This is a genomic window from Sporobacter termitidis DSM 10068 (genome assembly GCF_900130065.1).
GTDB classification, from domain to species: Bacteria; Bacillota; Clostridia; order Oscillospirales; family Oscillospiraceae; genus Sporobacter; species Sporobacter termitidis.
Window position 1 is genome coordinate 19,342 of sequence record NZ_FQXV01000003.1, and the last position, 22,766, is coordinate 42,107.

At 50.4% G+C, this 22,766-nt stretch carries 28 protein-coding genes, 1 tRNA gene and 1 pseudogene; 15 read left to right on the plus strand and 15 right to left on the minus strand.

The features are described from left to right. Window positions 1–18 precede the first annotated feature (18 nt). From BUB60_RS05305 to BUB60_RS05325, 5 genes are read right to left on the minus strand one after another with little or no spacing between them, the layout of a single operon-like run. Complete coding sequence (locus BUB60_RS05305; protein WP_073076628.1) at window positions 19–1,728, minus strand: ABC transporter ATP-binding protein; 1,710 nt, start codon at window positions 1,726–1,728, stop codon at window positions 19–21. After that, the gene (locus BUB60_RS05310; RefSeq protein ID WP_073076629.1) at window positions 1,718–3,484 is read right to left on the minus strand and encodes an ABC transporter ATP-binding protein; all 1,767 of its coding nucleotides are present in this window, start codon (window positions 3,482–3,484) and stop codon (window positions 1,718–1,720) included. Before BUB60_RS05310 ends, BUB60_RS05305 begins: the two co-directional genes overlap by 11 nt. A 5-nt stretch (window positions 3,485–3,489) precedes the next feature. After that, entirely contained in the window at window positions 3,490–4,971 is a 1,482-nt protein-coding gene (locus tag BUB60_RS05315; RefSeq protein ID WP_073076630.1) for an ABC transporter ATP-binding protein, read from the minus strand. Window positions 4,972–4,981: 10 nt separating this feature from the next. Then, entirely contained in the window at window positions 4,982–5,695 is a 714-nt protein-coding gene (locus BUB60_RS05320) for an energy-coupling factor transporter transmembrane component T (protein WP_073076631.1), read from the minus strand. Then, a complete protein-coding gene (locus tag BUB60_RS05325) occupies window positions 5,692–6,309 on the minus strand; it encodes an MptD family putative ECF transporter S component (RefSeq protein ID WP_073076632.1) in 618 nt (205 codons plus the stop codon). Before BUB60_RS05325 ends, BUB60_RS05320 begins: the two co-directional genes overlap by 4 nt. Before the next feature lie 195 nt (window positions 6,310–6,504). On the opposite strand from BUB60_RS05325, the gene BUB60_RS05330 reads away from it, so the two are divergent. The 6 genes from BUB60_RS05330 (at window position 6,505) to BUB60_RS20840 (ending at window position 9,609) form a co-directional block, all read left to right on the plus strand. Beyond that, window positions 6,505–7,473, plus strand: a complete 969-nt coding sequence (locus BUB60_RS05330) for a helix-turn-helix domain-containing protein (protein ID WP_200796602.1) — start codon at window positions 6,505–6,507, stop codon at window positions 7,471–7,473. Between the two features lie 31 nt (window positions 7,474–7,504). Continuing rightward, on the plus strand, window positions 7,505–7,687 hold the full coding sequence (locus BUB60_RS20835) for a class I SAM-dependent methyltransferase (RefSeq protein ID WP_423242345.1): 183 nt from the start codon (window positions 7,505–7,507) through the stop codon (window positions 7,685–7,687). Window positions 7,688–7,771: 84 nt separating this feature from the next. Further along, window positions 7,772–7,963, plus strand: coding sequence for a hypothetical protein (locus BUB60_RS05340; protein WP_073076633.1), 192 nt, complete (start codon window positions 7,772–7,774; stop codon window positions 7,961–7,963). A gap of 2 nt (window positions 7,964–7,965) precedes the next feature. After that, on the plus strand, window positions 7,966–8,649 hold the full coding sequence (locus tag BUB60_RS05345; RefSeq protein ID WP_084726269.1) for a class I SAM-dependent methyltransferase: 684 nt from the start codon (window positions 7,966–7,968) through the stop codon (window positions 8,647–8,649). A gap of 2 nt (window positions 8,650–8,651) precedes the next feature. Beyond that, entirely contained in the window at window positions 8,652–9,263 is a 612-nt protein-coding gene (locus tag BUB60_RS05350; protein ID WP_073076635.1) for a class I SAM-dependent methyltransferase, read from the plus strand. Beyond that, the gene (locus tag BUB60_RS20840) at window positions 9,235–9,609 is read left to right on the plus strand and encodes a ketopantoate reductase family protein (RefSeq protein WP_073076636.1); all 375 of its coding nucleotides are present in this window, start codon (window positions 9,235–9,237) and stop codon (window positions 9,607–9,609) included. The genes BUB60_RS05350 and BUB60_RS20840 overlap by 29 nt, the downstream gene beginning before the upstream one ends. Before the next feature lie 144 nt (window positions 9,610–9,753). Here BUB60_RS20840 and BUB60_RS20595 read toward each other — a convergent pair whose 3' ends face one another. The 4 genes from BUB60_RS20595 to BUB60_RS05375 all read right to left on the minus strand — a co-directional run bounded on the left by BUB60_RS20595 (window position 9,754) and on the right by BUB60_RS05375 (window position 13,160). Continuing rightward, complete coding sequence (locus BUB60_RS20595) at window positions 9,754–10,320, minus strand: hypothetical protein (RefSeq protein ID WP_073076637.1); 567 nt, start codon at window positions 10,318–10,320, stop codon at window positions 9,754–9,756. A gap of 83 nt (window positions 10,321–10,403) precedes the next feature. Then, complete coding sequence (locus BUB60_RS05365) at window positions 10,404–10,997, minus strand: hypothetical protein (protein WP_073076638.1); 594 nt, start codon at window positions 10,995–10,997, stop codon at window positions 10,404–10,406. A gap of 37 nt (window positions 10,998–11,034) precedes the next feature. Then, entirely contained in the window at window positions 11,035–12,504 is a 1,470-nt protein-coding gene (locus BUB60_RS05370; RefSeq protein WP_073076639.1) for a sensor histidine kinase, read from the minus strand. Then, window positions 12,501–13,160, minus strand: coding sequence for a response regulator transcription factor (locus BUB60_RS05375; protein WP_073076640.1), 660 nt, complete (start codon window positions 13,158–13,160; stop codon window positions 12,501–12,503). The genes BUB60_RS05370 and BUB60_RS05375 overlap by 4 nt, the downstream gene beginning before the upstream one ends. Before the next feature lie 540 nt (window positions 13,161–13,700). On the opposite strand from BUB60_RS05375, the pseudogene BUB60_RS20845 reads away from it, so the two are divergent. The 4 genes and pseudogenes from BUB60_RS20845 to BUB60_RS05395 form a co-directional block, all read left to right on the plus strand. Continuing rightward, window positions 13,701–13,850 (plus strand): annotated as a pseudogene (locus tag BUB60_RS20845) (site-specific integrase); the annotation flags it as partial. A 132-nt stretch (window positions 13,851–13,982) separates the two neighbouring features. After that, a complete protein-coding gene (locus tag BUB60_RS05385; RefSeq protein ID WP_073076641.1) occupies window positions 13,983–14,495 on the plus strand; it encodes a site-specific integrase in 513 nt (170 codons plus the stop codon). Then, window positions 14,488–14,688 carry a helix-turn-helix domain-containing protein gene (locus tag BUB60_RS05390; protein WP_073076642.1) on the plus strand — a complete coding sequence of 67 codons (201 nt, stop codon included), beginning with the start codon at window positions 14,488–14,490 and terminating at the stop codon, window positions 14,686–14,688. The genes BUB60_RS05385 and BUB60_RS05390 overlap by 8 nt, the downstream gene beginning before the upstream one ends. A 69-nt stretch (window positions 14,689–14,757) precedes the next feature. Beyond that, window positions 14,758–15,378 (plus strand): tyrosine-type recombinase/integrase, encoded by a 621-nt coding sequence (locus BUB60_RS05395; protein WP_073076643.1) that lies wholly within the window; start codon window positions 14,758–14,760, stop codon window positions 15,376–15,378. Window positions 15,379–15,617: 239 nt separating this feature from the next. Here BUB60_RS05395 and BUB60_RS05400 read toward each other — a convergent pair. Then, window positions 15,618–15,693, minus strand: a tRNA-Ala gene (locus BUB60_RS05400). A 179-nt stretch (window positions 15,694–15,872) separates the two neighbouring features. On the opposite strand from BUB60_RS05400, the gene BUB60_RS05405 reads away from it, so the two are divergent. Beyond that, entirely contained in the window at window positions 15,873–16,478 is a 606-nt protein-coding gene (locus BUB60_RS05405) for a flavin reductase (RefSeq protein ID WP_073076644.1), read from the plus strand. 55 nt (window positions 16,479–16,533) lie between these two features. On the opposite strand, the gene BUB60_RS05410 is transcribed toward BUB60_RS05405, so the two are convergent. Then, the gene (locus BUB60_RS05410; protein ID WP_341444144.1) at window positions 16,534–16,986 is read right to left on the minus strand and encodes a YbaK/EbsC family protein; all 453 of its coding nucleotides are present in this window, start codon (window positions 16,984–16,986) and stop codon (window positions 16,534–16,536) included. Between the two features lie 406 nt (window positions 16,987–17,392). Here BUB60_RS05410 and BUB60_RS05415 point away from each other — a divergent pair, with 406 nt between their 5' ends. Continuing rightward, a complete protein-coding gene (locus BUB60_RS05415; protein ID WP_073076646.1) occupies window positions 17,393–17,746 on the plus strand; it encodes an Asp23/Gls24 family envelope stress response protein in 354 nt (117 codons plus the stop codon). Between the two features lie 16 nt (window positions 17,747–17,762). Continuing rightward, entirely contained in the window at window positions 17,763–19,457 is a 1,695-nt protein-coding gene (locus BUB60_RS05420) for a DAK2 domain-containing protein (protein ID WP_341444145.1), read from the plus strand. Between the two features lie 56 nt (window positions 19,458–19,513). Here BUB60_RS05420 and BUB60_RS05425 read toward each other — a convergent pair whose 3' ends face one another. Next, entirely contained in the window at window positions 19,514–19,924 is a 411-nt protein-coding gene (locus tag BUB60_RS05425; RefSeq protein WP_073076647.1) for a hypothetical protein, read from the minus strand. Window positions 19,925–20,151: 227 nt separating this feature from the next. Here BUB60_RS05425 and BUB60_RS05430 point away from each other — a divergent pair, with 227 nt between their 5' ends. Beyond that, a complete protein-coding gene (locus BUB60_RS05430; RefSeq protein ID WP_073076648.1) occupies window positions 20,152–20,337 on the plus strand; it encodes a hypothetical protein in 186 nt (61 codons plus the stop codon). A gap of 84 nt (window positions 20,338–20,421) precedes the next feature. Further along, window positions 20,422–21,285 carry an SPL family radical SAM protein gene (locus tag BUB60_RS05435; RefSeq protein ID WP_073076649.1) on the plus strand — a complete coding sequence of 288 codons (864 nt, stop codon included), beginning with the start codon at window positions 20,422–20,424 and terminating at the stop codon, window positions 21,283–21,285. Between the two features lie 126 nt (window positions 21,286–21,411). Here the strand turns inward: BUB60_RS05435 and csrA are convergent, their stop codons facing one another. Genes csrA through BUB60_RS05450 form a run of 3 tightly spaced genes read right to left on the minus strand, consistent with a single transcriptional unit; the run spans window position 21,412 to window position 22,751 of the window. Then, on the minus strand, window positions 21,412–21,633 hold the full coding sequence (csrA, locus tag BUB60_RS05440) for a carbon storage regulator CsrA (protein ID WP_073076650.1): 222 nt from the start codon (window positions 21,631–21,633) through the stop codon (window positions 21,412–21,414). Further along, on the minus strand, window positions 21,627–22,088 hold the full coding sequence (gene fliW, locus BUB60_RS05445; protein WP_073076651.1) for a flagellar assembly protein FliW: 462 nt from the start codon (window positions 22,086–22,088) through the stop codon (window positions 21,627–21,629). Before fliW ends, csrA begins: the two co-directional genes overlap by 7 nt. 51 nt (window positions 22,089–22,139) lie before the next feature. Then, the gene (locus BUB60_RS05450; protein WP_073076652.1) at window positions 22,140–22,751 is read right to left on the minus strand and encodes a DUF6470 family protein; all 612 of its coding nucleotides are present in this window, start codon (window positions 22,749–22,751) and stop codon (window positions 22,140–22,142) included. Between the last annotated feature and the right edge of the window lie 15 nt (window positions 22,752–22,766).

Below are 22,766 nucleotides of genomic sequence, written 5' to 3' on the forward strand. Positions count from 1 at the left end.
CCGAATTGATGACTCAGCTTAAATCGAAAGCTTTTGTTCCGCACTCCACATGGCCACATACTTGCCGTCCTTTGCCAATAATTCTTTGTGAGTGCCGGATTCTGAAATCCTGCCGCCCGATACGACAAGAATCTGATCTGCATTTTTGATAATAGAGAGGGTGTGCGCGATCATAATAACGGTCTTTTCATCATCCAGCAGATTGACAATGGCCTGCTTGACCGCCAGCTCGTTCTCGATGTCCAAAGAGGCAGTAGCCTCGTCCAGAAGCAGGATAGGGCTGTTTTTCAGTATGGCGCGAGCGATGGAAAGCCGCTGGCGTTCACCACCGGAGAGCAGATTTCCATTTTCTCCAATGGGCGTATCATAGCCCTTTTCCATCTTCCGAATAAAAACATCGCAATTCGCTTTCCGGCAGGCGCTCTCAATTTCCTCATTGGTAGCCTCCGGCCTTGCATGGCGTATGTTTTCACGCACTGTATCATCGAACAGAAATACATCCTGATCGACGATGGATATTTGCTCCAGCACCCGCTGCGCTGTAACATTTTCAACCGGCCTGCCCCCGATCAAAATCCTGCCACCCTGCGGCTCGTAGTATTTCGCAATCAGGTTCAGAATCGTAGATTTGCCGGAACCGGAGGCCCCCACGATAGCGGTCAGTTTATGAACTTTGGCACGGAAGTCCACGCCGTTCAGCACAGTTTCACCCTGCACGTAGGAAAACCGCACATTCTGAAAAGTGATATCATGCGAATCCGGCGCGAATGGTTTATCCATCCCCTGTTCTTCCGGTCCATCCACGACCTTCTGAATATTGTTCCTTGAGATCCGCAGGTTCTTATAGCTGAACAAATCAATGGAGATGGAAGTAAACAGCTTGGCCAGCAGCATGGGCATCATGCAGATCATCAGGTAATCGACGCCCGCCAATCCGCCGGACATCCACGCTTTTGCCGCCACCAACATGACAACGGGCACGGTCAGCCAGTCGATGATACTGAAAGCAAATCCAACCGGAATCCCCATCGCTTCATACTTGTAGCAGACATTGCTGAAATCCTTCATGGCGTTGGTAGTTGCCTTGTTCTTGGCTCCGCTCATATTGTAGGCTCGAAATGTCTGAATGCCCGAAACATATTCCACAATACTGCTGACTGCTTCCGCACAAATGGTGTTTTTTGCCTGCCCGTATTTCTTCACGATTCGGAAGGATAGCCACATGTTAGGGATAAACAGTAGGCTCACCGTCAGTAAAATCAGCCCTGCTGGCAGATATAGCCAGCAGACGAATCCCATAAGCATGATAGAAAGGGTGATGTTCTTCACCAGATTACCCGTCTTGTGGGTCAATATCTGTTCATAGCTGTTTACATCGCTGGTCATGGTGTTCACATACTGGCCCACCTGTCCCTGAGTGAAACGGAACAGCGGAATCTTTTTGAATTTATCGCCCAAATACAGACGGATCTGTTTGGAAACCGCGGCACCCCCGATCTGTCCCTGTGTGTAGCCAATGCTGTATGTAATCAAGCGAATCAGGAAGATCCCCGCCAATCCAAGCGTGAGCTGCGTGAGGCGGCTGCTCGACACGTTGTGATTCAGCAGCATTTCAATCAGAAGATAGAGGGAAAAGTAGATGCAGCTGGAGAGAAGGCCTTCCAGCACTGTAAACGCAACGCCCAACCCAAAACGTCTGTTTTTTTTGAATGGATTGTTATCTTTCAATGCTTTCAGCCCCTTTCAGTGCATAGGCGACATCCCTTGCCGACTGATAGTCCTTCCACACTTTCTGATAGTAGTGATTGGTTTTTAAAACCTCCGCATGGCTTCCGCAGGCGGTAATGGTGTGGTTTTCCACCACCGCCGCTTTATCACACATTTTGACGGCCCCGAGCCGGTGTGCGACAATGATGACGGTTTTTCCACAACATAGGTTTTCAATGGCTTTGTCGATCTCCACCTGATTTTCCGGGTCAGCCGCGGAAGTCGCCTCGTCAAGAATCAGGATCGGAGCATTTTTCAAAATGGCCCGCGCAATAGCGAGGCGCTGCTTTTCACCGCCCGAAAAGCGGGAACCAAAACTCCCCACCTTTGTATCGTATCCGTCGGGAAGCGACATGATGAAGTCGTCAATTTGCGCTTCCTTCGCCGCTGCCCTGACTTTTTCCAGCGTAGCATCCCCGCCCATACGGATATTCTCCAAAACGCTGTCACGGGTCAGAAATGCTTTCTGAAAAACGATCGAGGTGTTTTCCAGCAATTTCTCATAGTTGATGTCCTTTATATTTTTCCCTCCAATGAGAATCTCGCCCTCCTGCACATCGTAAAATCTGGAGATCAATTCAATGATGGTACTTTTTCCCGTGCCGGAAGCACCTACGAGAGCGATCTTTTCTCCGTCTGACACATGAAGGCTGCAATTTTCCAAAACATTCACTTTCCCATCATAGGAAAATCGGACGTTCCGCATCTCAATATCGCATTGTTTCGGAAAATCACCGCCTCCCTGATAAATAGGTAAATTCAAAATCCCTTTAGCCTTGGCCACCCCATTCAGCGATTGAGCGAAGTCCATACTAAGCTGCTGTAAAGGCAGAATTTCTGCTAAGTACAAAGAGCCGATATAAGCAAACAGCAGGAAAATACTGGATGTTATGGAACCGTTCAGAAAAAACATGCCGCCGATGGGCACCATCAGCAGCATGCCGCACTCCAGAATGATGATAAAAGCGGCATAGGGCGGCGCTGTCCTTTTAGATATCTGATTCCACACCTTGTTTTCTTCTTCAATGGCGTCGGAAAATTTTCGAAAGGATTTGCTTCCCATATTATAGGCCTTAATCAGTTTCATGCCACTGATGTATTCGATAATGACCGAGTTGAAGTTTGCCAAAGACTTGCTCACTCTCGGAAGAACGCCGGACATATATTTGAATACCGCTCCCATGATCAAAAAGACGACAGGCAGAGGAACCAGGGAGATCAAGGCCAAAGGCACATTCACGGTCATTAGGTAGACGAAGATGACGACCGGGCCGGTGAGAAAGCTGACCAGTTCCGGTATATTATGTGCCAGACACAGTTCCAGTTTCTCAATATCTTCATTGAGTACGGTCTTGATATCACCGCTCCGTCGTTCATCCAGAGCGCCCAACGACACTTTTGCCAAATGCTCTGTGATCATACACCGAACATGGAACAGCGCTCCATAAGCACCCTTATGGGAAAGGACGCCGGATGCGCCTTGAAAGATCTGACGGATAATCGTTGTAACGGTAATCAGAATTGCGTTGCCGGTGACGATTTCTATCGTGCAGGTGCCGGACAGGATCGCCGTCATGAGCTGATAAATTCCGATATATGCGCCGATGGTAAAAAGCCCGCCGATAAAAGCGCAGGCGACCGACGCTATCAAATAGATTTTATCCCGTCCCGCCCACTTCAGAAGGAGAGCGACAGGATTATCCCGCTTGTTTTTCATCTTTCTTAGTCCTTTCTTTCTAATGTATCGACCGCGCCGATCCGTTCCCGGATCTGTTTCTCGTTTTCTTCGGAAACCACGATTCCGCCTGTCATCTGCCCCTGCCCGAAATGAATGATTCTGGAACACACCTGACAAATAAATTCGTAATCATGGGTAACTACAAAGATAATCTTATCGGCGGCCAATTTTTGAATCAGCGCAGCCACCTGCTGCATACTGTCAAAATCTAAGCCGCTGGTCGGCTCGTCAAATACCAACAGCTCTTTTCCGCATATCATGCTGACAGCCACGGCTACCCGCTGCTTTTGCCCTCCCGAAAGGGTATTGGGATGCTTTTCCCGAAAGGGAATCAGCTCCAACTCGCTCAAGGTCTTTTCCACAAGCTCCATATCGGGATTCTTGATTCCGAAAGAGCATTCTGCCCCCACACTATCGGCAAACAATTCATAATTTACATCCTGCATGACCATGTAAGACCGCTTCATGCGGTCTTTTCCGTTTTGCTGTTTGCCCGACCAGAGGAATGCTCCGGTATAATCCTTATGCAGTCCGCACAGTGTCCGCAAAAAAGTGGTTTTCCCGGTTCCATTGCAACCGACCACACCGATAATTTCTCCCTTGGCCGCCTTCAAAGTAATGTTCTTCACAATAGGTCGCTTTTTATAATGCAGGGCCACATCCTTTACTTCCAACAGGACAGAGTGTTCCCGTCTCGGTTTGTCTTTCGGATGGACGCACCTCAGATCTACCGCCCGCAGCCCCATGCTCTTTCTTGTGTTGCCTGAAAGCGCACAAAAGGATTCCGGCGTGTGGATCGCCTCGATTTTACCTTCTGACAGATAGACGATCCTATCGGCTACATCCATTAAATAATAAAGCCGGTGTTCGGCAATCAATATGGTTTTTCTCTGCTGTTTAAGGAGCTGCAAATATGCTTTCAAATCATAGATGGAAGCCATATCTAAATTGGAGGACGGCTCATCCAGAAGATATACATCGGGATTCATGGCATAAACGGAGGCGAAAGCGATTTTCTGCTTTTCGCCCCCGGAGAGTTCAAAAATATTCCGGCCCTGTAAAGGCTTGATTTTCAGGGTGTCGATAGTGGCGTCAAGCCTTTGATGCAGTTCATCGGGCCGGACAGCTTCGTTTTCGATGCCAAAGGCGATTTCGCTGTCAACGTCTATGTTGAAGAATTGCGTTCTCGGATTTTGAAAAACAGACCCCACCTTTTCCGCGAGCTGGTACATCGGCGTTTGAAAGGCGTCGAGACTGCCTACCTTCACACTCCCGCTGAGCTCACCGGCGAAGTAATGGGGGATCAGTCCGTTAATCAGCTTCGTGATCGTGGTTTTCCCACAGCCGGATCGTCCACAGAGCAGGATACATTCTCCGGCATTTACGGACAGGTTAATATTTTCCACCCCGCCCTCGGCCATCTCTGTTCCTGAATAAGAAAAGTTGATTTGTTTAAGCTCAATCACTCCGGCCCTCCTAACAACAAAGACTGGCGACCGGCACAGCCAGAAAGCAGAGAATGATCAGGACATCCTGTATTCGGAAGCGAATCTGGATGAGGCAGGTTCTTGGTTTTGGGTTTTCTATCCCTCTGGTTACGGAAGCGATAGCAAGCTCGTCCGCAGCCTTTGACGCTGCCATCAAAAGCGGCGAATAGAGGCATTCGACCGTCATTCCCGGATGGGTAAACAGCCCTATGATGGAGGGAGACACATCCCGCAGCCGCATGGCATCCTTGATGTAGCGCCAATCCTCACGGATGGTCGGAATATAGCGCAGCATGACCGCTAAAGGGATAATGATTTTTCTTGAAATATGTGCTTTGTTCATAGCGGACAGAAATTCATTGACCCGTGTAGTGGATACCGCAATTCCAGCCAGCATACCGCCTGGGTAGACCTTAAAGACAAGGCTGAGCCATGCCGTGAACATCGTATGCATTGTTCCTGTGCTATTCTCTAAGTAGAAAACTGTAGATAGATATAGTGCCATAAAGACTGCTGAACCAATCAGGGAATACCTGACTTTTCCGCACACCGAACCGAACCCGGCAATCAGCAGAATCAAAACGCATTCATATAGGAGCGACGGGGTTGTCGTCGCAACAATCATGCTGAGTACCAGCAGAATGATCTTGGTGCGGGGATCGAAACGGATAAATTGCTTTTTCTTTTCTATTGTAACCGTCACGCGATAATACCCGCCTTCTCAAATTGCTTTTTCAGCAATTTGCTTCCGATAAACCCGCTGAGCCAGGCCACAAGAATCGTTCCAACAATCATGATAACAAGCACCCGCCAGTCAGCGGTATTATTCATGGCATTGATGTAATCCTCCGTGGTCCCTTTTTTCAACATGGTACTTGCCCAGGTCTGAGGATCAATGAAATACGCAAAATAGGTTCCGGTAGGTCCGAAAGAATACACTATGTAAGCTAAAATATTCATTTTCTTGCTGCGATACTTCTTCGTACCGGCAACCATATCCGCAAGAAGCGATCCGATCAGCCCTCCTAAGCCCATCGCCCAATGCATACCCAGCACAAGGCTCAACACTGCCACAATCGTGCCGATAATCGCGAGTGCGCCCCTTTTTGGCACCTTTGCCAGAAGCAGCAAAAACACCGGCCCCGGCAATAGAGCTGCGCCGATGGAAAAATAAAAAGTGAGAGTCGGCGTAATGGCAAAGAAAATGCCCCCAATCATGGAGCAGACAGTCAAAAGCGCGGCAAATACGCCCATGATAATTAAGTCTTTCACCGTCAAGCCTTTCTTGACAGTATTGGTTTGTAGCTGATTCGACATAGCTCATTCCTCCATTTTTCTCTTTGATGGTTCATACCAATTGACTTTGCAAGTTCAATGGTGATATTATTTAGTTAGTGCTTTCTAACTTCACTATCCATTGTAATCTCCGCGTTTGTTTTATCCAATAGCTCCAGCGCAGGAAAGACCAAAGCGGATGATAAAACGACCAAAGTGTATTACGGAGGTGACCCTATGATCGATATAGAAAGTATGTATCGCTCCAATTTATTTAAAAATGGATTTCAAGAGGAAATGTCGAATGGGGTCTACAACCCCATAGGGAGACTTTATTCTGTGCCGAAGGAATTGGGTCAGGGCGTTTATTGGGTGTATGGCCAGAGGGACCTGTATGATATAAAGATCCACGACTTTTATTTTTATAAGGATTCCTTTTTCAGCTTTGAAATACCGCAAGGCAGCTTAGGTGTCTGTTATTACGATTCCATATCCGGAGAGGAAATCTCTCCGTACCGGCGCCTGACCGCCGGATGCGTCAACAGCTTCATAGGTGGGTATGAGCCGTGTAAAACCCTTGTCCACAAAAACATTCCCGTCCGCACCATTGATATTGAGATCACGCCCTCTTATTATGAGAAATATCTGAGAGAAAACTTTCCCGATGAATATATCGATCTGCATGACGCTTTCTGCAATATTGCTCTAACGGATCGTTTCCCTGAGATGATCCAGCTGCTCCGGCAGATTTGGAATTATCAAGGAGATGGCATTTCGGCAAAGTTGTTTTATGAAGGAAAGGTGGCGGAAGCCATTTCTCTGATCATGGAATACAACAAGAAGCAAAAAGCAATGCCATCCGTTAAAATATCCAATGCGGATCTTCGTGCGCTGGAGAATGTAACCGCATATATCAACGACCACTTTAATTGCGATATCTCTGTAGACCAACTTTCCCGCATTGCCTGCATGGGGCGGACAAAGCTGAAGCTCGCCTTCAAAGAGGCATATGGACGTGCTATTACGGAGTACATCCAGCAGCGCCGGTTGAGCCATGCGGAAACATTGTTGTCCCTGACGGATTTCACGATTGAACAGGTTGCCGCCGCCATCGGATATCATAACGCCGGACGGTTTGCCAACATGTTCAAGAAAAGCACTGGGGTTTATCCGGCAGAGTACAGGAAAATGGCACTGAAGAAATAGATCCTGCCGCAGCGGGTAGCTTATCTTCCGGCTGGCGGAATGCATCCGGCATTGGGAGGCGACGGATTTTTCAGGGAAGATGGTGGAGGAGGCAAAAAAGCACCCCGCTCCGCCTAACCTGACCTTTACGGTGCGTGGTGCTACGGCTTTACCGTATCTCGATGAAGCCTTTAACGCGGCGTTGATCGCCAACGCCCTGCACATCATGCCGTAGCCGGATAAGGCGCTGGTGAAAATTCATCGCGTTTTAAAGCCGGGTGGTATCCTGCTGTCCCCCACCTTCATATGGGGGACGGACATGAGACAGCAGTTTGGCGAAAAGCTGATGGGACTGGCCGGGTTCCGGGTGCTTCAACGGTGGGACGCCGATGCTTTGGCGGACTATGTGCAGCGGCGGGGCTTTACCGTTTTGGAGCGTGAAACAATGGGTGGCAGCATCCGCCCGCGGTGTTGCCTGCCTGCACAAAAAGCATGCGAAAGGGATGAATGATAATGGCGCACGAGGAAGTCCGGCAAGCCTATCAACTGCTGGGGAATGAGGCCACCCTTTACGACGGGATGATTACCTGCGCCACATTTCTCGGCAAGGCAATCTGCAAGCTGGTGTGGGACATGAATAAAACGGAGGCCGACCGTTACCAGCAGCTGGCGCTTTCTGGTATTCCGGAGGATTTTTCCGGCCGTTTGCTGGAGGTGCCCGTAGGTACTGGCGTGCTCACCATGCCGGTGTACCGGAAACTAAAAAGCGCGGATGCGACCTGCCTTGACTATTCGGCAGAGATGATGTCCACGGCACAGAAACGGGCGGAAAGGTTTGGCTTACAAAACGTCCGGTTCTTGCAGGGAGATGTGGGTGCGCTGCCTTTCGAGGGGGGAAGCTTCGATATTGTGCTGTCCTTAAACGGCTTCCATGCCTTCCCGGACAAGGACGCGGCTTACAGGGAGACCTTCCGGGTTTTAAAGTCCGGCGGCGTTTTCTGCGGCTGTTTTTATATCCAAGGAAAAACCCGGCGCACCGACTGGTTCATCCGGCATTTTTACGAGCCGAAGGGCTTTTTCACACCGCCGTTTGAGACGGCGGAAAGTCTGAAAAAGCAGCTGAATACTCTGTACGAAAGTGTGACTTTGAACACGGTAAAATCAATAGTCTGTTTTTGCTGCCGAAAGGGGGAATAATAATGTTTCGGCGCTTCTTTCAAAATACCCGGAAGCCGGAGGGCTTTCTGGGGCGCATGATGCTCCGCACCATGAATGGCGGGCATACCCCGCTGTCCAACTGGGCGCTTTCCTTGATTCGCCCCGCGCCGGATGCCCGTGTGCTGGATGTAGGCTGCGGCGGTGGCGCCAACATCGCCCGGCTGACGAAGCTCTGCCCCAATGGCTTTGCGGACGGAATCGACTACTCCGCGGAGAGCGTGGCCTTCAGCAAAAAGAAAAATGCCCGCTCGCTCGGAAAACGATGCAACATCCGCCAGGGGGATGTGGGCGCGCTGCCTTATGGCGATCAGACATTTAATCTCGTGACCGCTTTTGAAACGGTCTATTTCTGGCCGGACTTGGGAAAAGCGTTTCATGAAATCCTGCGGGTGCTGAAGCCCGGCGGGCAGTTCCTTCTGGTCTGCGAGATGGACGATGTTACCAACACCACCTGGACGGGACTGATCGACGGCATGACGATTTATTCCGGAGAGGATTTGAAGGCCCGAATCCTTCAGGCGGGCTTTGCGTCTGTCCGCCTTGAGCGGAATCAGTCGTGCTGGATTGCCCTGCTGGCGGAAAAGAGGCGTTAACATTGGAGATAGGAAAGATAACCATTTAAGAATTTTAGTTTACGGTACGGGCGTCATCGGCAGCCTGTACGCCGCATATCTGTACCGGGCAGGCTGCTCCGTCAGCGTACTGGCCCCAGGCCGCCGTCTGGAGGAGCTGCGCAAAAACGGGCTTCTTTATCGGCACAACGGCAGCGTCTACCGCGCGGAAGTGACGGCGCTGGAGCAGCTTGCACCGGACGGAGGACATCTACGACTATATTTTTGTGACCGTCCGGGCGGAACAGCTGCATCAGGCGCTTTCCGAGCTGCGCGACAACCAAAGCCCCACCGTGGTGACGATGGTCAATTCCCTGGAGTCCTATGAATGCTGGGAAACCCTCTGCGGCAAGGGGCGCAAAAGGCGAAATGGACACGCTGCACCAGGAATTTTACGCATTTTTAAACAGTGCGCCGGAATCGCGGTGGTAACCTATGGTGGATACCTCTGCCTTATTCTCTATTTATTCGACTACGTCTTTATATATTTTCTGATTGAGAGAACAGAAACAATAATAGCAAGCAAGACTTGTGGAGCAAACAAATGGATCACGATGGATATCAAATTGTCTATAAGAAAGCCATTACCATATAGCGAAACCCGTATGGCAGGAAATATTATTAACGGTCTGTTATACGGTGAAAGCAGACTATAGCTTGAGGGAATGAAAAGGTCAACGCCCCAAATCATAGAATGCAGGAAAAAAGCAGCGACGCCGGAGAGGATGGCTAAAACCAGATACCCTTTCCTTGATTTTTCCCAACGTTTCGAGTATAACAAAGCGCCGCAGGTACACACCATGAAGTATAGTAAGAGGTTTCCGAACGCTTGACTAATTGAGGGCATTCGCAGTTGCAGGAGCTGCAAATTTTCTTCATTCGTCCAAAAATCCGAAATAGAAAATCCCCCTAAATGCGGAACAAACCAAACACTTATGAGTATTATAAGGAGCAATGGTAAAACAGCTAACAAAATAAAGATGCGTAATAGCCATTTTGAAGATCGGGTGAGATCATGCTTTCCATTTCCTTTGTTCATCTTAATATCCTCCCATTGAAAGTAGTCATAGGGACTTCCGTGATGCGGAAGTCCCTAAAAAATTTGGTATCGCGGTTTTATAATCAACCTACGCCATCGGCGGCCGACATGATGTTTATTATTTTACCGGAGAAGGAGTCGATGGTCACGTTATAGGTTCCGATTTGAGAAAAATCGTTCTGGTTTGTAGGATAGAAAGTGACGCTCCAAACGGGAGCTGCAGGGTCGACAATATTGAGTACGGCATAGGTTGAGAATTTGGACCATGTATCGTCCGTCAGCGCATATTCGCTGTCAACGGATTTTTTTGCGAGTTCGATAGCTTTCTCTTCCGTCAGATCCTTTTCCGATGGGGTTCCGGCAACAAAGGTAGGTTTGTAGTCTTTTTCCATCTTTAGCTTCGCCGCATTAACGGGATCACTTGCTATCAGATCCTGCTCCAACTGATCCTGTTCAGAAACAATGGCCTGATTGCCATTTTCGTCCGCGACCACTGTGGCTGTGTTTCCCGCGTTCGTATTCGCCGGAGCCGCCTCAGAGGTAATCACCGGAGCCTTCTGGCTTGTGTCTGCCGCGAAAGCGGAGGATACGGCAAGAGCGTTTACTCCAATGGCCCCTGCTCCGATAACCGCTGTCACAGCCAGACCCAACACTACTTTTGATAATTTCTTAGACATTTGATTGTTCACTCCTTAGTCGTTATTCTGCAAGCAATTAGCTGCTTGCAGAATTATCATAAGGCTTGGTTATTTCAGAATCATCGCGGAGTTGCGGCAGAATTGTAAACTTGGAAAATTTTATAGCTATTGTTGTTCCTATATCCGGCTGGGAAGAAATCTCCATCCGTGCATAGTGCAAATCACAAATTTGTTTGCATAAGCTGAGCCCCAGGCCGGCGCCGCCGTAAGCGCGCGACCTTGATTTGTCCGCGCGGTAGAAGGGTTCAAAGACCTTTGGAATATCGCCTTGAGCGATTCCTGTTCCATTGTCGGCAATGGAAAGTATGAAGCCGTCCCCTTCGCGGCGAGTCTTCACTTCAATTTTGCCTCCGTCCGGCAATGCCCGCAGAGCGTTTTCCATAATGTTGAGCAGCAAGGATTCTATTAAATCTTTGTCCCCAACTATTAGGAATACTTGAAGGTCTTTCTCTACCTGAACGTGTTTTCCCTTAATATTCTGCTCCAACGTGCTTTCAACATAAGCCAGCATGTCTCGGAGATCGATGGTTTGAGGTGCTATTTCCGTATTGTTAAGTCTGGCCAGATCCATCAGTTTATGCGCCATACTCTTCATTCTTTCGCTTTGATGGATGATATAGTCAATGGCTTTTACGCCTTCCTCCGGCGTATAATTGGCATATTTCAAAAATTCGCCGAACCCCATAATGGCGGTAATGGGAGTACTCATTTCATGGGCGAGATTATCAATAAATCTCTGCCGCTCCTCTGTTACATCGGATAGCTTCTGAATATGCGCCTGCACGGAATCGGCCATCGCATTGAAGTTCCCCGCAAATTCCCCGATTTCATCCTTGCCGTTTATTTGGGCGCGTTTTTGATAATTGCCGCCCGCGATTTCCTCCGTTATTTGATTTAATTTCCGTATGGGGCGGGTTAATCTCAATAAAAGGAAAAGCAGCAGGATAGACAGCAGTATGGAGATAACGACACCGATGATTACGGCATGACGGATCATTTGGGCTTTGTAATCCGCTAAATCCTGGACATTTTTAATGTAAACAAACTTTATATTGGAATAGGGTTCTTCGAGATAACCTGTCACGAAATAGTAGAGAGCGCCGTCAACCTCTCTTGCAATCGTGCTTTTTTCTCCCTGACCAATATCCAGTTCCGGGCGCGCTCCCATCGTGTAGGGGAAATCTGAATAGACAATATCGTCGCCATAGTACAATTCCATATAAATGTTCTGATTCGCGTAATAATCGCCATAGGGAGCAATATACATTTTCAAGTTCTTTGCATTGATTTCTCTATAAAGAGCAGAAGCGCCCGAAATCCTGCTCTGCAAAGATGCCTGGATGACGTGGCGCTCGTTCTCGGCCGTCGAATATTTTTCCTGCATACTCAGCGAATAGCTTTTGTTGATGAGCAAGAAGACAGTGATGTCAAAGCCGATCAGGAAAATGACGATGATGCAGATATAGGCTTTCTGCCAGAATTTCATCGCGGCACCTCCAGCCTGTATCCCATTTTGAATACGGTTTTTATCTTATCGTCCAGACCCAGTTTTTTTCTGAGCCGTTGTATATGTACGTCAACGGTTCGGGTTTCTCCCATATAGTCATATCCCCAAACCAATTCCAAGAGCTTTTCCCGCGAAAGAGCAATATTTTTATTGCGGATCAAAATTTCGAGAAGCATGAACTCTTTTGTTGTAAGTTCAATTGGTTGGTTATCTATCAGAACAGTATGTGCATCCAGATTGACCTCCAGATTATCCAGAACAAAAGTATTCCCGTCAACTTTATAGCGCTTCAACACGGTTTCAATCCTTGTCAACAATTCAATTATTGCAAAGGGCTTAACTATATAGTCGTCCGCACCAAGTTTTAGGCCGGTTATCTTATCGTTTAGCTCTTCTTTCGCCGTCAAGAAAATTACGGGAATTTGAAGCGGCTCAATTTCCCGCATAAGCGAAAATCCATCTTTTCCCGGCAGCATGACATCCAGAATAATTAAATCCGGCTTATGAAGTTCAATACTATTCATTACCTCGTTGCCGCGATCTACGCTGATTCCTGTGTACCCCACTAACCTGAGATTTACTAAAATTAAATCGGCTATTGCGGCCTCGTCTTCAACCACCATTATTTTTGCCATAGTTCCACCACCTTTTCAAATTATACCAAGAGGGATAGAAAAAGTTGTATCAGAGTTGTAAAATGAATATCTAATACTGACTTTTTGGATGAACGGGAACCTCACTTAGTATTCATTCGTCGAAAAAATGATCAATCGAATGGTTTTTACCAAACATAGCACACAGACGGTACAGCCGACCGATACTCTGCCTGCTGTATCCGAGACATCCGTTGCCGTTTCAAAAACAGGCGCTGCAGTTACACGGAACAGGAACAAGTGATGGAGGTACAACGCTGATTGAGGGGTTGGGTAGAATATCTTCTCCATCAGACGATGTCAAACGGTCATAATCGCATCAAATTCTTTAGGCAAAGCCGCTAAACTTGAATGACTTGACACGCAGCCAGTGACGATCCGTCGCCGGCCGCAGCCGAGTTCAGCGGCCGTGTCCGCCGCAGTCCCTCTTACCGCCCAGCTTGACCGGCTGGCGCGACACAACCGGCAAGGCAGCTACCGAACGAAGGACAGGTATTATGATATTATGAGGCCTTCAAACGCTTCTGCCGCTTTCTCGCCGACGAATATCACCTGCAGAAGCTGACAAATCTCTCCGCCAAGCATCTCGTATCCTACATACTAAAACTTCAGGACGAAGGCAAGTCGGCGTCCACCATCAAGACTGATCTTGCGGCGATCCGTTTCTTCCACGACAAGCTGAGCGATGCCAAATACAGGCTGCCCAGCAACGACGCGCTGGGCATCGAATTGGAGCGCCGACGCTTCGGCGGCACGGATAGGACGTGGAGCGTATCAGAGTTTAACCGCTTCCTTGCGCTCTCTATGGCCGAAGGTCAGGAGAATTACACCACCGTCGCCTGCCTGTCGTACTACGCCGGGCTGCGGATACACGAGTGCTTCCGCATCGACACAGCGACTGCCGAGGCTGCCCTGAGAGACGGCACCATCACCATCAAGGGCAAGGGCGGCAAAATCCGCTCCGTGCCCTTAAGCGAAAGCATTCACATCGAGCTTCGTAAGCTTCTGGACATCACTCCCCGAGGGCATAAGCTGTTCGTGCCGGACGGTGTACCTACTGACAGGGCCATTGCCTACCTTCAGACCTACATTGCCTATGCGCGGAACAAAATCCGCGACGAGGGCTCCGTCAGCCCTCTGACGCACCACGGGCTGCGCCACAGCTTTGCCGCGAACAAATACCGGGCGCTGACCGCCGGCGGCATGACGCCGCTGGAGGCCAGCCTTGAGGTCTCGCGGCTTTTGGGACACGAGCGCGCCGACGTGACGCGCATCTATTTGGCGTTGCTGCAAAAGGACGGTGGGTCGAATGGATAAGATCCGATCCTTCGACGAGCTGCCCATTTCTCTCCGCGTGGAGGATTTGACCGCAATCCTGGACATCGGCCGCAACACGGCCTACGAGCTTGTTCGATCCGGCCAAATAGGAAGTGTCCGGGTGGGGCGGCAGATCCGTATCCCAAAGGACGCCGTACAGGAATTTTTTCAGCGGCAAAGAGATTTAAAATAATCCTTTGACCTCTTGTCACACATGGTTTACGCTATTGTTGCTGACCATGTGTGGCGGGAAGGAGGAAACATGGCAAGGTCAGCAACAACCGATACAAATAAGAAAAACCGCCGTGGAAATGGCGAAGGCACCATACATCAGAAACCCAACGGCAAATGGATGGCGCAGGCGCTGCTTGGCTATAAGCCGGACGGTCCGCCCAAAACCAACGCCGGCTATCGGAAGATCGCCGTCCCTCAGGCCGTCCTTGACGTCATCGCCGAGTGGAAGCTTTATGTGCTCACGCTACCGAAAGCGGAACAGATGCTGGACACAAAGAACGCTGTCTTTGCCAGCACCACCACGGGCGGCTACCGGACATATCAGGGCTTCCGCGCCAGCTACCGCCACTTCCTGAGGCGGCACAATCTGGACGACGAGAGCCTGAACCTTCACCGTTACCGGCACACCTATGCCACGATGCTGCTGGAAACGGGCATCAATCCCCGTGTCGTACAGAAGCTCATAGGCCACAGCAACATTTCCACCACGCTCGGCACCTACAGCCATGTGGCGGGCGAGGTATATGAAAACGTGGCCTCCGGGCTGGAAACCACGTTCGATAAATTGATGGACGGGAGCTACACGCCGACTTTGGGCACAGCAGAGGCCGCAAGTACGGCATTTCGACTGCTCGGCGGCGAAAAATGACGTCAAAATCGGATGGGTTGCGCCCCTGAGTTGCAGTTGATACCGCAATAGCCCCGGAACGCCTGATATACCGTAGCTTCCCAGCCTCCCTGTCAGTTGCAGTTTGGTTGCAAATGACCCCAAAAAGGGCGGTTTTAGGGGGTAAAAGACGGTACGAACCGGGATTTAGCCGCCCGTAAAAAAGAGGTTGTAAAAATCCTAGAAGCCTTGAAAACTTAGTGTTTTCAAGGCTTCTAGTTTGGTGGAGATAAGCGGGATCGAACCGCTGACCTCTTGAATGCCATTCAAGCGCTCTCCCAGCTGAGCTATACCCCCGAGTGTTCAATTTTGCGGTGCTGTGTTATGGTAACATAAAGGGCATGGCTTGTCAAGGGTGGATATCAAAATATCGCAGATATTTCGCAGGCTGACACGCTTGCTATAGGCGGAGGCCGATGGTACAATATTACCGGAATCCAGTAAACTCGTTAAAATTTGCGCAGGGAGATGATTTTATGAACAATAAAGCCATGTATAAGCTGGTCTACGGCCTTCACCTTTTAACTTCTCTGGAGGGCGGGCGCGACAATGGGTGCATTATCAACACGGCAGTGCAGGTAACGACGTCGCCAAATCGCATGACCCTTGCCGTCAACAAACAGAATCTGACCCACGATATGATCCTGAAAACGGGCGCGTTCAACGTCTCCACACTCTCCGAGGACGCGCCGTTTTCTCTGTTTCAAAACTTCGGTATGCAAAGCGGAAAGGCTGCCGACAAATTTGCCGGCTTTGACGATGCCTACCGCAGCGAAAACGGTCTTCTGTACCTGACGAAATACGCCAATTCCTTTATTTCCGGAAAGGTCCTCACAGCAACTGACATCGGCACGCACACGCTCTTTCTCGCCGATGTGGCGGACGCGGAGGTCCTGTCGAACGCCGAATCGATGAGCTATGCCTATTATCAGAAAAACGTCAAGCCCTCCGCGCCCAGGACGGCGGCGAAGGGCTGGCGCTGCCGCGTCTGCGGGTACGTCTATGAAGGCGACGAGCTGCCGCCGGATTTTATCTGCCCCGTCTGTAAGCACGGCGCCAGCGATTTTGAAAGAATCGAATAGAATAAACCCCGCCGGAGCATAATGCCCGGCGGGGTTCGTATCTGTATGTATTTACTCAGGCGTTCTCCGCCTCGTCCGGTATCCGGCTGACGTCAACCCAGCCTTTGGCTTTGGAATACTTGAACAGCTCGTCGATCGACAGCTCGATGGCGCTGCTTGGACTGCCTGCCGCCGGAAAGACCGTGTCAAAGCGCAGAAGCGATTCGTCGAGATAGACGGGAATCCCTTCCTTAATCCCGAACGGGCAAACGCCGCCGACAGGATGCCCGACCATTTCATTGACCTCATCGGCCACAAGCATCTTCGGCTTGAAGTTGAAAAAGTCCTTGAATTTTTTGTTATCGACGCGGGCGTCACCGGAGCAGATAATCAGCATGCAGCCTTTATCTGTCTTAAAAGCGAGCGTCTTGGATATTCTGGCGATATGAACGCACAGAGCGCGGGACGCCAGTTCCACCGTCGCGCTGGACGCGTCAAATTCCATGACCCTGTCTTCGATCCCATACATGCGAAAATGAGCGCGTGCCGTCTCAATTGACATATGATGCCCCACTCAAAAAGTAATAAGCGGGCGGCATTTGCTTAACATAATACTCTCCGCCAAGCAGCCGCCCATTTCACAAAGGTGACGTCATTCTAACACAACGTCTATCCGCCGTCAATTCAAACTGTTTAACTTTATATACAAACTTTTCCCTCGAAAATTCGGGCGGTATATACATTTGATACCGTTTTTCGACCTCCAGTTAACATAACGCTCACGCCTCTGCTGCACACGCACAGCGCGGCACAGGGCTGTTCCATTGTCCGCAGATTTTTTAGTGCTTGTAGTTTCACCCCCGATGTAATATAATATATAAGCTGCACCTGAATTTACCGCAGGCTTCATCTTAACAAAGAACGGAGTTGGATTTATGGTAACGGTTCAAACGGAACAGGGATTCATTCGCATCGCCAGTGACGTATTCACGATTATCGCGGGCGTCGCCGCAACGAATTGCTTCGGCGTGAAAGGGATGACCGTGCGCTCCGTGACCGACGGGCTCGTTCACCTCTTGAAGCGTGAGTCGATGGGCAAAGGCGTCCATATCACATATAATGATAACGGCACCATTTCTATAGAACTTCACATCGCTGTTGACCAGGGCGTCAATATCCCGGTCCTGTGTACAAATATCATTGAAGAGGTTCGGTATAAGGTGGCCCTGGCTACCGGCGTAGAGATAAAAAGCGTCGATGTCTTTGTAGACTCGATGATGATTGGCTGAGCGAGGGGGAAGTTGTTTGACACTTCAGATTACCGGAGCCTTATTCAAATCAATGATTATCAACGGCGCGGCCGCGATCGATAATCATAAAGGCGAAATCAACGAACTGAATGTTTTTCCCGTACCAGACGGCGATACGGGTACAAATATGAGCTTGACAATGAGCGCCGGTGCAACGGCGCTCGCTGATTCAGCACCGGGAACGGTCGGCAGAGCCGCGGATATCACCGCAGGAGCTCTGCTGCGCGGCGCCAGGGGCAATTCCGGCGTCATCCTCTCCCTGCTGTTCCGCGGCATTGCGCGTCATCTGAAGGATACGGACACCGCAGACGCATACAGCTTTGCCACCGCCATCATGTACGGCGTCGACTCCGCATATAAAGCCGTCATGAAACCTGCGGAAGGCACCATCCTGACCGTGTCGCGGCTGGCCGCAAGCGCCGCCGTCACCGAGGCGGAACATCAAAACGACATTGAGGCTGTCCTCGAGCAGGCGCTGAAGGTTGGAAACGAAGCGCTGGCAAATACCATCAATCAAAACCCCGTTTTGAAAAAAGCCGGCGTCGTCGATGCCGGCGGAAAGGGTTATCTTTATATTCTTGAAGGCATGCTGAAAGCCCTCAAAGGGGAAAAACTCGCCCGCAGTGCCGACACAGCCGCCGTCGGCGCGGAAAAGGCCGATTTCACCGAATTTGACACGAAAGATATCCGTTTCACCTACTGTACTGAATTCATCGTCGGCAGGAAAAACCACAAGGATGTCAACCTCCTGCGCGACTTTCTCGACGTCCGGGGCGACAGCATCGTCGTTGTGGACGATGACGAGCTCATTAAAGTGCACGTCCATTCCAACGAGCCGGGCAATATTCTGACGGAAGCTTTAACATACGGCCCGCTCATCACGATCAAGGTTGAAAATATGAAGGAGCAGCACACCGGCAAGATCGTCGAGAGCCGCTCTTCGGCCGCCGAAACCGGCGGCACGTCCGAGGATGCCTCCAACACCTCAGGTGAGTCCGACGCGGAAGAGCCTCGCCGCGCGGCCGCGCCGGAAAAGGCATTCGGCATCGTCGCCGTCTGCGCCGGCGAGGGCATGTGCAACGTCTTTCGCGACCTCGGCGCCGACAACATCATTGTCGGCGGCCAGACAATGAATCCGTCGACGGAGGATATCCTGACACAGATTGAGTCCACTCCCGCTGAAACTGTTTTCGTGCTTCCGAATAACAAGAACATCATCATGGCCGCGCAGCAGTGCATACGCCTGACGGATAAAAAGGTCGTCGTCATTCCGGCAAAAACGATGCCGCAAGGCATCTCAGCCATGATCGCCATGGACGCCGGCGCCACCGTGGAAGAAAACACACAGCTCATGACCGAGGCGATCGGGCGCGTCCATACGGCACAGATTACGTACGCGGCCCGTGATTCCGTGTTCGATGGTCAGACCATACAGGCCGGTGACTATATCGCGCTGATGGAGGATACGCTCGTGGCGACCAGCCACGATACAACCACGCTTGTGGACGCTATCGCCGATTCCCTTGCGGCGTATTCGCCCGAGTTCATCACCGTATTCTCTGGCGAGGCTGTGGATGAAAACATGTCAAACGAGGTTTTGAAGCGGCTCTCCTCCGCCATCCCGTCGGCCGAGGCCACCGTCGTCTATGGCGGGCAACCGGTATATTACTATTTAATCTCCGCCGAATAATTGCCATACAAAAACCCCGCCGAGGCTAAGCCCGGCGGGGTTTCTCATTATCTTTGTCAGGTTTTTGTGACGGCAAAGCCGGCCGCCATATCCTTGACCTGCTGTGCCGAGGGATATTCGCAGTCCTCGCCTATTCTGGCATCCGCTACCACGAGGGCGACATACAGCGGCATTTCCTTTTTTCGGATGACGCGCTTGTATTTCTTAACGTCCGTCAGCATCTTGCCGATGGCATAATCAAACATGTCCGGCGTTTTGCAGAGCTTGCCGAACAGCTCCTTGCATGTCAAAAAAGGGATGAGCGTCGTCGCCTCGTTCTCTTTCGGGAAAACCTCCAGCATCAGCTTTACCAGATTGTCCCGTTGTTTTTGGCCGTATGGAAACGCCCATTTTTCATAGTCAACCTGCTCCTGCTCCTGCTGCGCTTTGCTTTTCCACGTAAATAAGTGATAATCCTCGAGCGCCATGGGCTAAGCCTCCTTTGTCTTTCTGCCAAGTCCTATTTTGTGATGATATCATATCCATTCTCTCTTTGCAACATTTAATAGGACATGCGGTATGCGGCCCGTTGCCGTAGCCTGTCGGCTCATGATTTTACTCAATTTCCTTAGTAAAATTTGTATTGTTATTCGCATGAAAATAGTGTAAAATAACATTGTATCGACAAGCATCACAAGTTCGGAGGGCTTACTATATGAAATTAGGCAGATTGGTCATTTTCGCCATTACTACGATCCTGGCCCTGGCGGCGGCAATTACCGCAATCGTATACTTCAAGGATGAAATTCTCGAGATCATAGCGGACTTCCAGAAGAAACTCGACGCGAAGAAGACAAAGATTTTCCATAGCAGCGAGTACACCGATTATGCGGACATTTGATCAATAGGGCAAGCATCGGGGGGCGTCAACGCCCCCCGATTTGATTGTTTTTAAATCTGCCATGAGGAATGCCGGGCGGTGATTATGCATTACAAGGAAGCAAAATCGATTCTGTCGCCCAGGAATGGGATGAACCTCTACCGTGGCTGCACGCACGGCTGTATTTACTGCGATTCCCGCAGCGCCTGTTACAATATGCAGCACGACTTTGAAGACGTGGAGGTCAAAATCAACGCGCCGGCCCTGTTGGAGGACGCGTTAAAGCGAAAGCGGAAAAAATGCATGATCGGCACCGGCTCGATGTGCGACCCCTATCTGCCGCTGGAACGGAAGCTGGAGCTGACGAAAACCTGCTTTGAGCTTGTTGAGCGGTATGGCTTTGGTTTGACGATGATCACGAAGTCCGACCTGATCCTGCGGGACCTTGAACTGCTCAAACGCATCAATGCGTCGGCAAAATGCGTCGTCCAGATGACGCTGACTACGTTTGACGAGACACTCTGCCGGATCGTCGAGCCGAACGTCTGCACGACGAAGCGGCGGTTCGACGTCCTGAAGCTGCTCCGGGACAACGGAATTCCTACTGTCGTCTGGCTCAGCCCCATACTCCCCTTTCTAACCGACACGGAAGAAAACCTCAGGGGCCTTCTGGAGTACTGCAGGGAGGCACGGGTCTACGGTATCATCTGCTTCGGCTTCGGTCTCACGTTGCGCGACGGAGACCGGGAGTATTTTTATAAAAAAATAGATGAGCGCTTTCCAGGGCTCAAGGAGCAATACATCCGCAAATACGGCAACGCCTACGAAATCCTGAGCGATAACAACGACGCGCTCATGCGGGTTTTCACCGAAACATGCGACGAAAATGGAATCGTTCGGGGCAATGAAAGAATTTTTGAATATCTGCACGCCTTTGAGCAGAAGAACACGCAGTTGTCGCTGTTTTGACGCTCATGGTGGAAGTGATTCCGACGGGCACAGGGACTGCCCGAGGCGGCGCATGATCCCAAGACGGCGAAAAAAAGATTCTTCTTTTCAGAAGAATCTTTTTGCAATTTATATCCGACACCTTCTTTATGCGTCGGTCGTTTTTTTGTTGATGGGCTGGTATTCGGAATGCGCGGCCAGCTTGTTTTCCTGTCCGATCTCTACCACGAGTTCTTCCCGGATGACCCGGACATTTTTGGGCGCTTCGATGCCGAGCCGGATCTTATCGCCGTCAATATTGATAACAGTCACAACGATATCATTTCCGATCAGGATACCTTCGTTTTGCTTTCGTGTCAGAACTAGCATAATTCCATACCACCCTTGCCTGACTTCGCGATCAGCTCTGCCACGGGCACGCGAACCCGGTATTTCCTGTCGTCGAGAATAATCTGACAGCCTTTGCTGTTTCGGACATTGATGATAACCGGGGCCGAGAGGTTGATGGTCATGGCATTGACGTTCTGCGGGATGACAAGGATGCACAGTACATAGACGTCCTTGATGTCCTCAATGGCCAGGACGTCTACATCGTTCTGAGAAATATCGAACGAATAATCCGGGCAAACAAGAAAAGGGTCCATCACGGGCAGCGAGATCGCCCTGTTGTCCAGCGACTGAAGCCAGCTGACGGGGCGGCTGTCTTCATTGGAGAGAAGCGCGTATCTCTTGTCTTCCTCAAGCCCGGGGAGGCCTTTTTCGAAAATCAAAATTTTAGTATCGTCAATCTCGACTTCGCCGAAATGGGCGGTGGGTATTTTCATTGTTTGTTCACCAAACCTATCAGTTCTTGATTTCGGAAAGACGATATGGCTTTATGCCTTTTCGTCGATGGTGTTTCCCGTCTCCGGCGGTATCGTCTCCTCAACAACCTTAAATTCCACCCGCGCCTCCTGTGCCAGGTCAATATTAACGGATGGCTTCGGGTCGACAATAAGCACCGGCCCCTGATAATCGTCCCAGTTGATGGTCAAATCCTGGATCGACCAGTCAATGCTGAACGAACCGGTATTGACACTGACGTTGACCATCGGGTCAAAAACGTCCTGCCGGGCGGCAAATTGCCGGACGCTGAGCATCTTACGTCTGGCGATCTCAGCGATTGGGTTCCCGCCACGGTGGGGCAGCGCGGCGACAACATCGCCGTTATTTTCGATTGTCTTTGTCCCCTCCCGGGCCTGGCTGCAGGCCTGCGACACAATGTCCTGCATGAAGGCCGCAATGTCCTTGCGCCCTGTGTTGTTTCGCAGGTTCCTCGCGTCGACCTCAATGCTCGGGTCTTCACGGTTTGTCGTCATCTGTGGGGACGGCTGCTGGATATTTTTGATTCCCCTGTAATTGTAATCAAGGGACAGGCCCGCTCTTTGGGAGTTGGCCCGAAGCCGCGCCAACTCGTACGCTTCCAGCTGGAGTCTGCAAACCTTCATAAATTCACCCCGAAG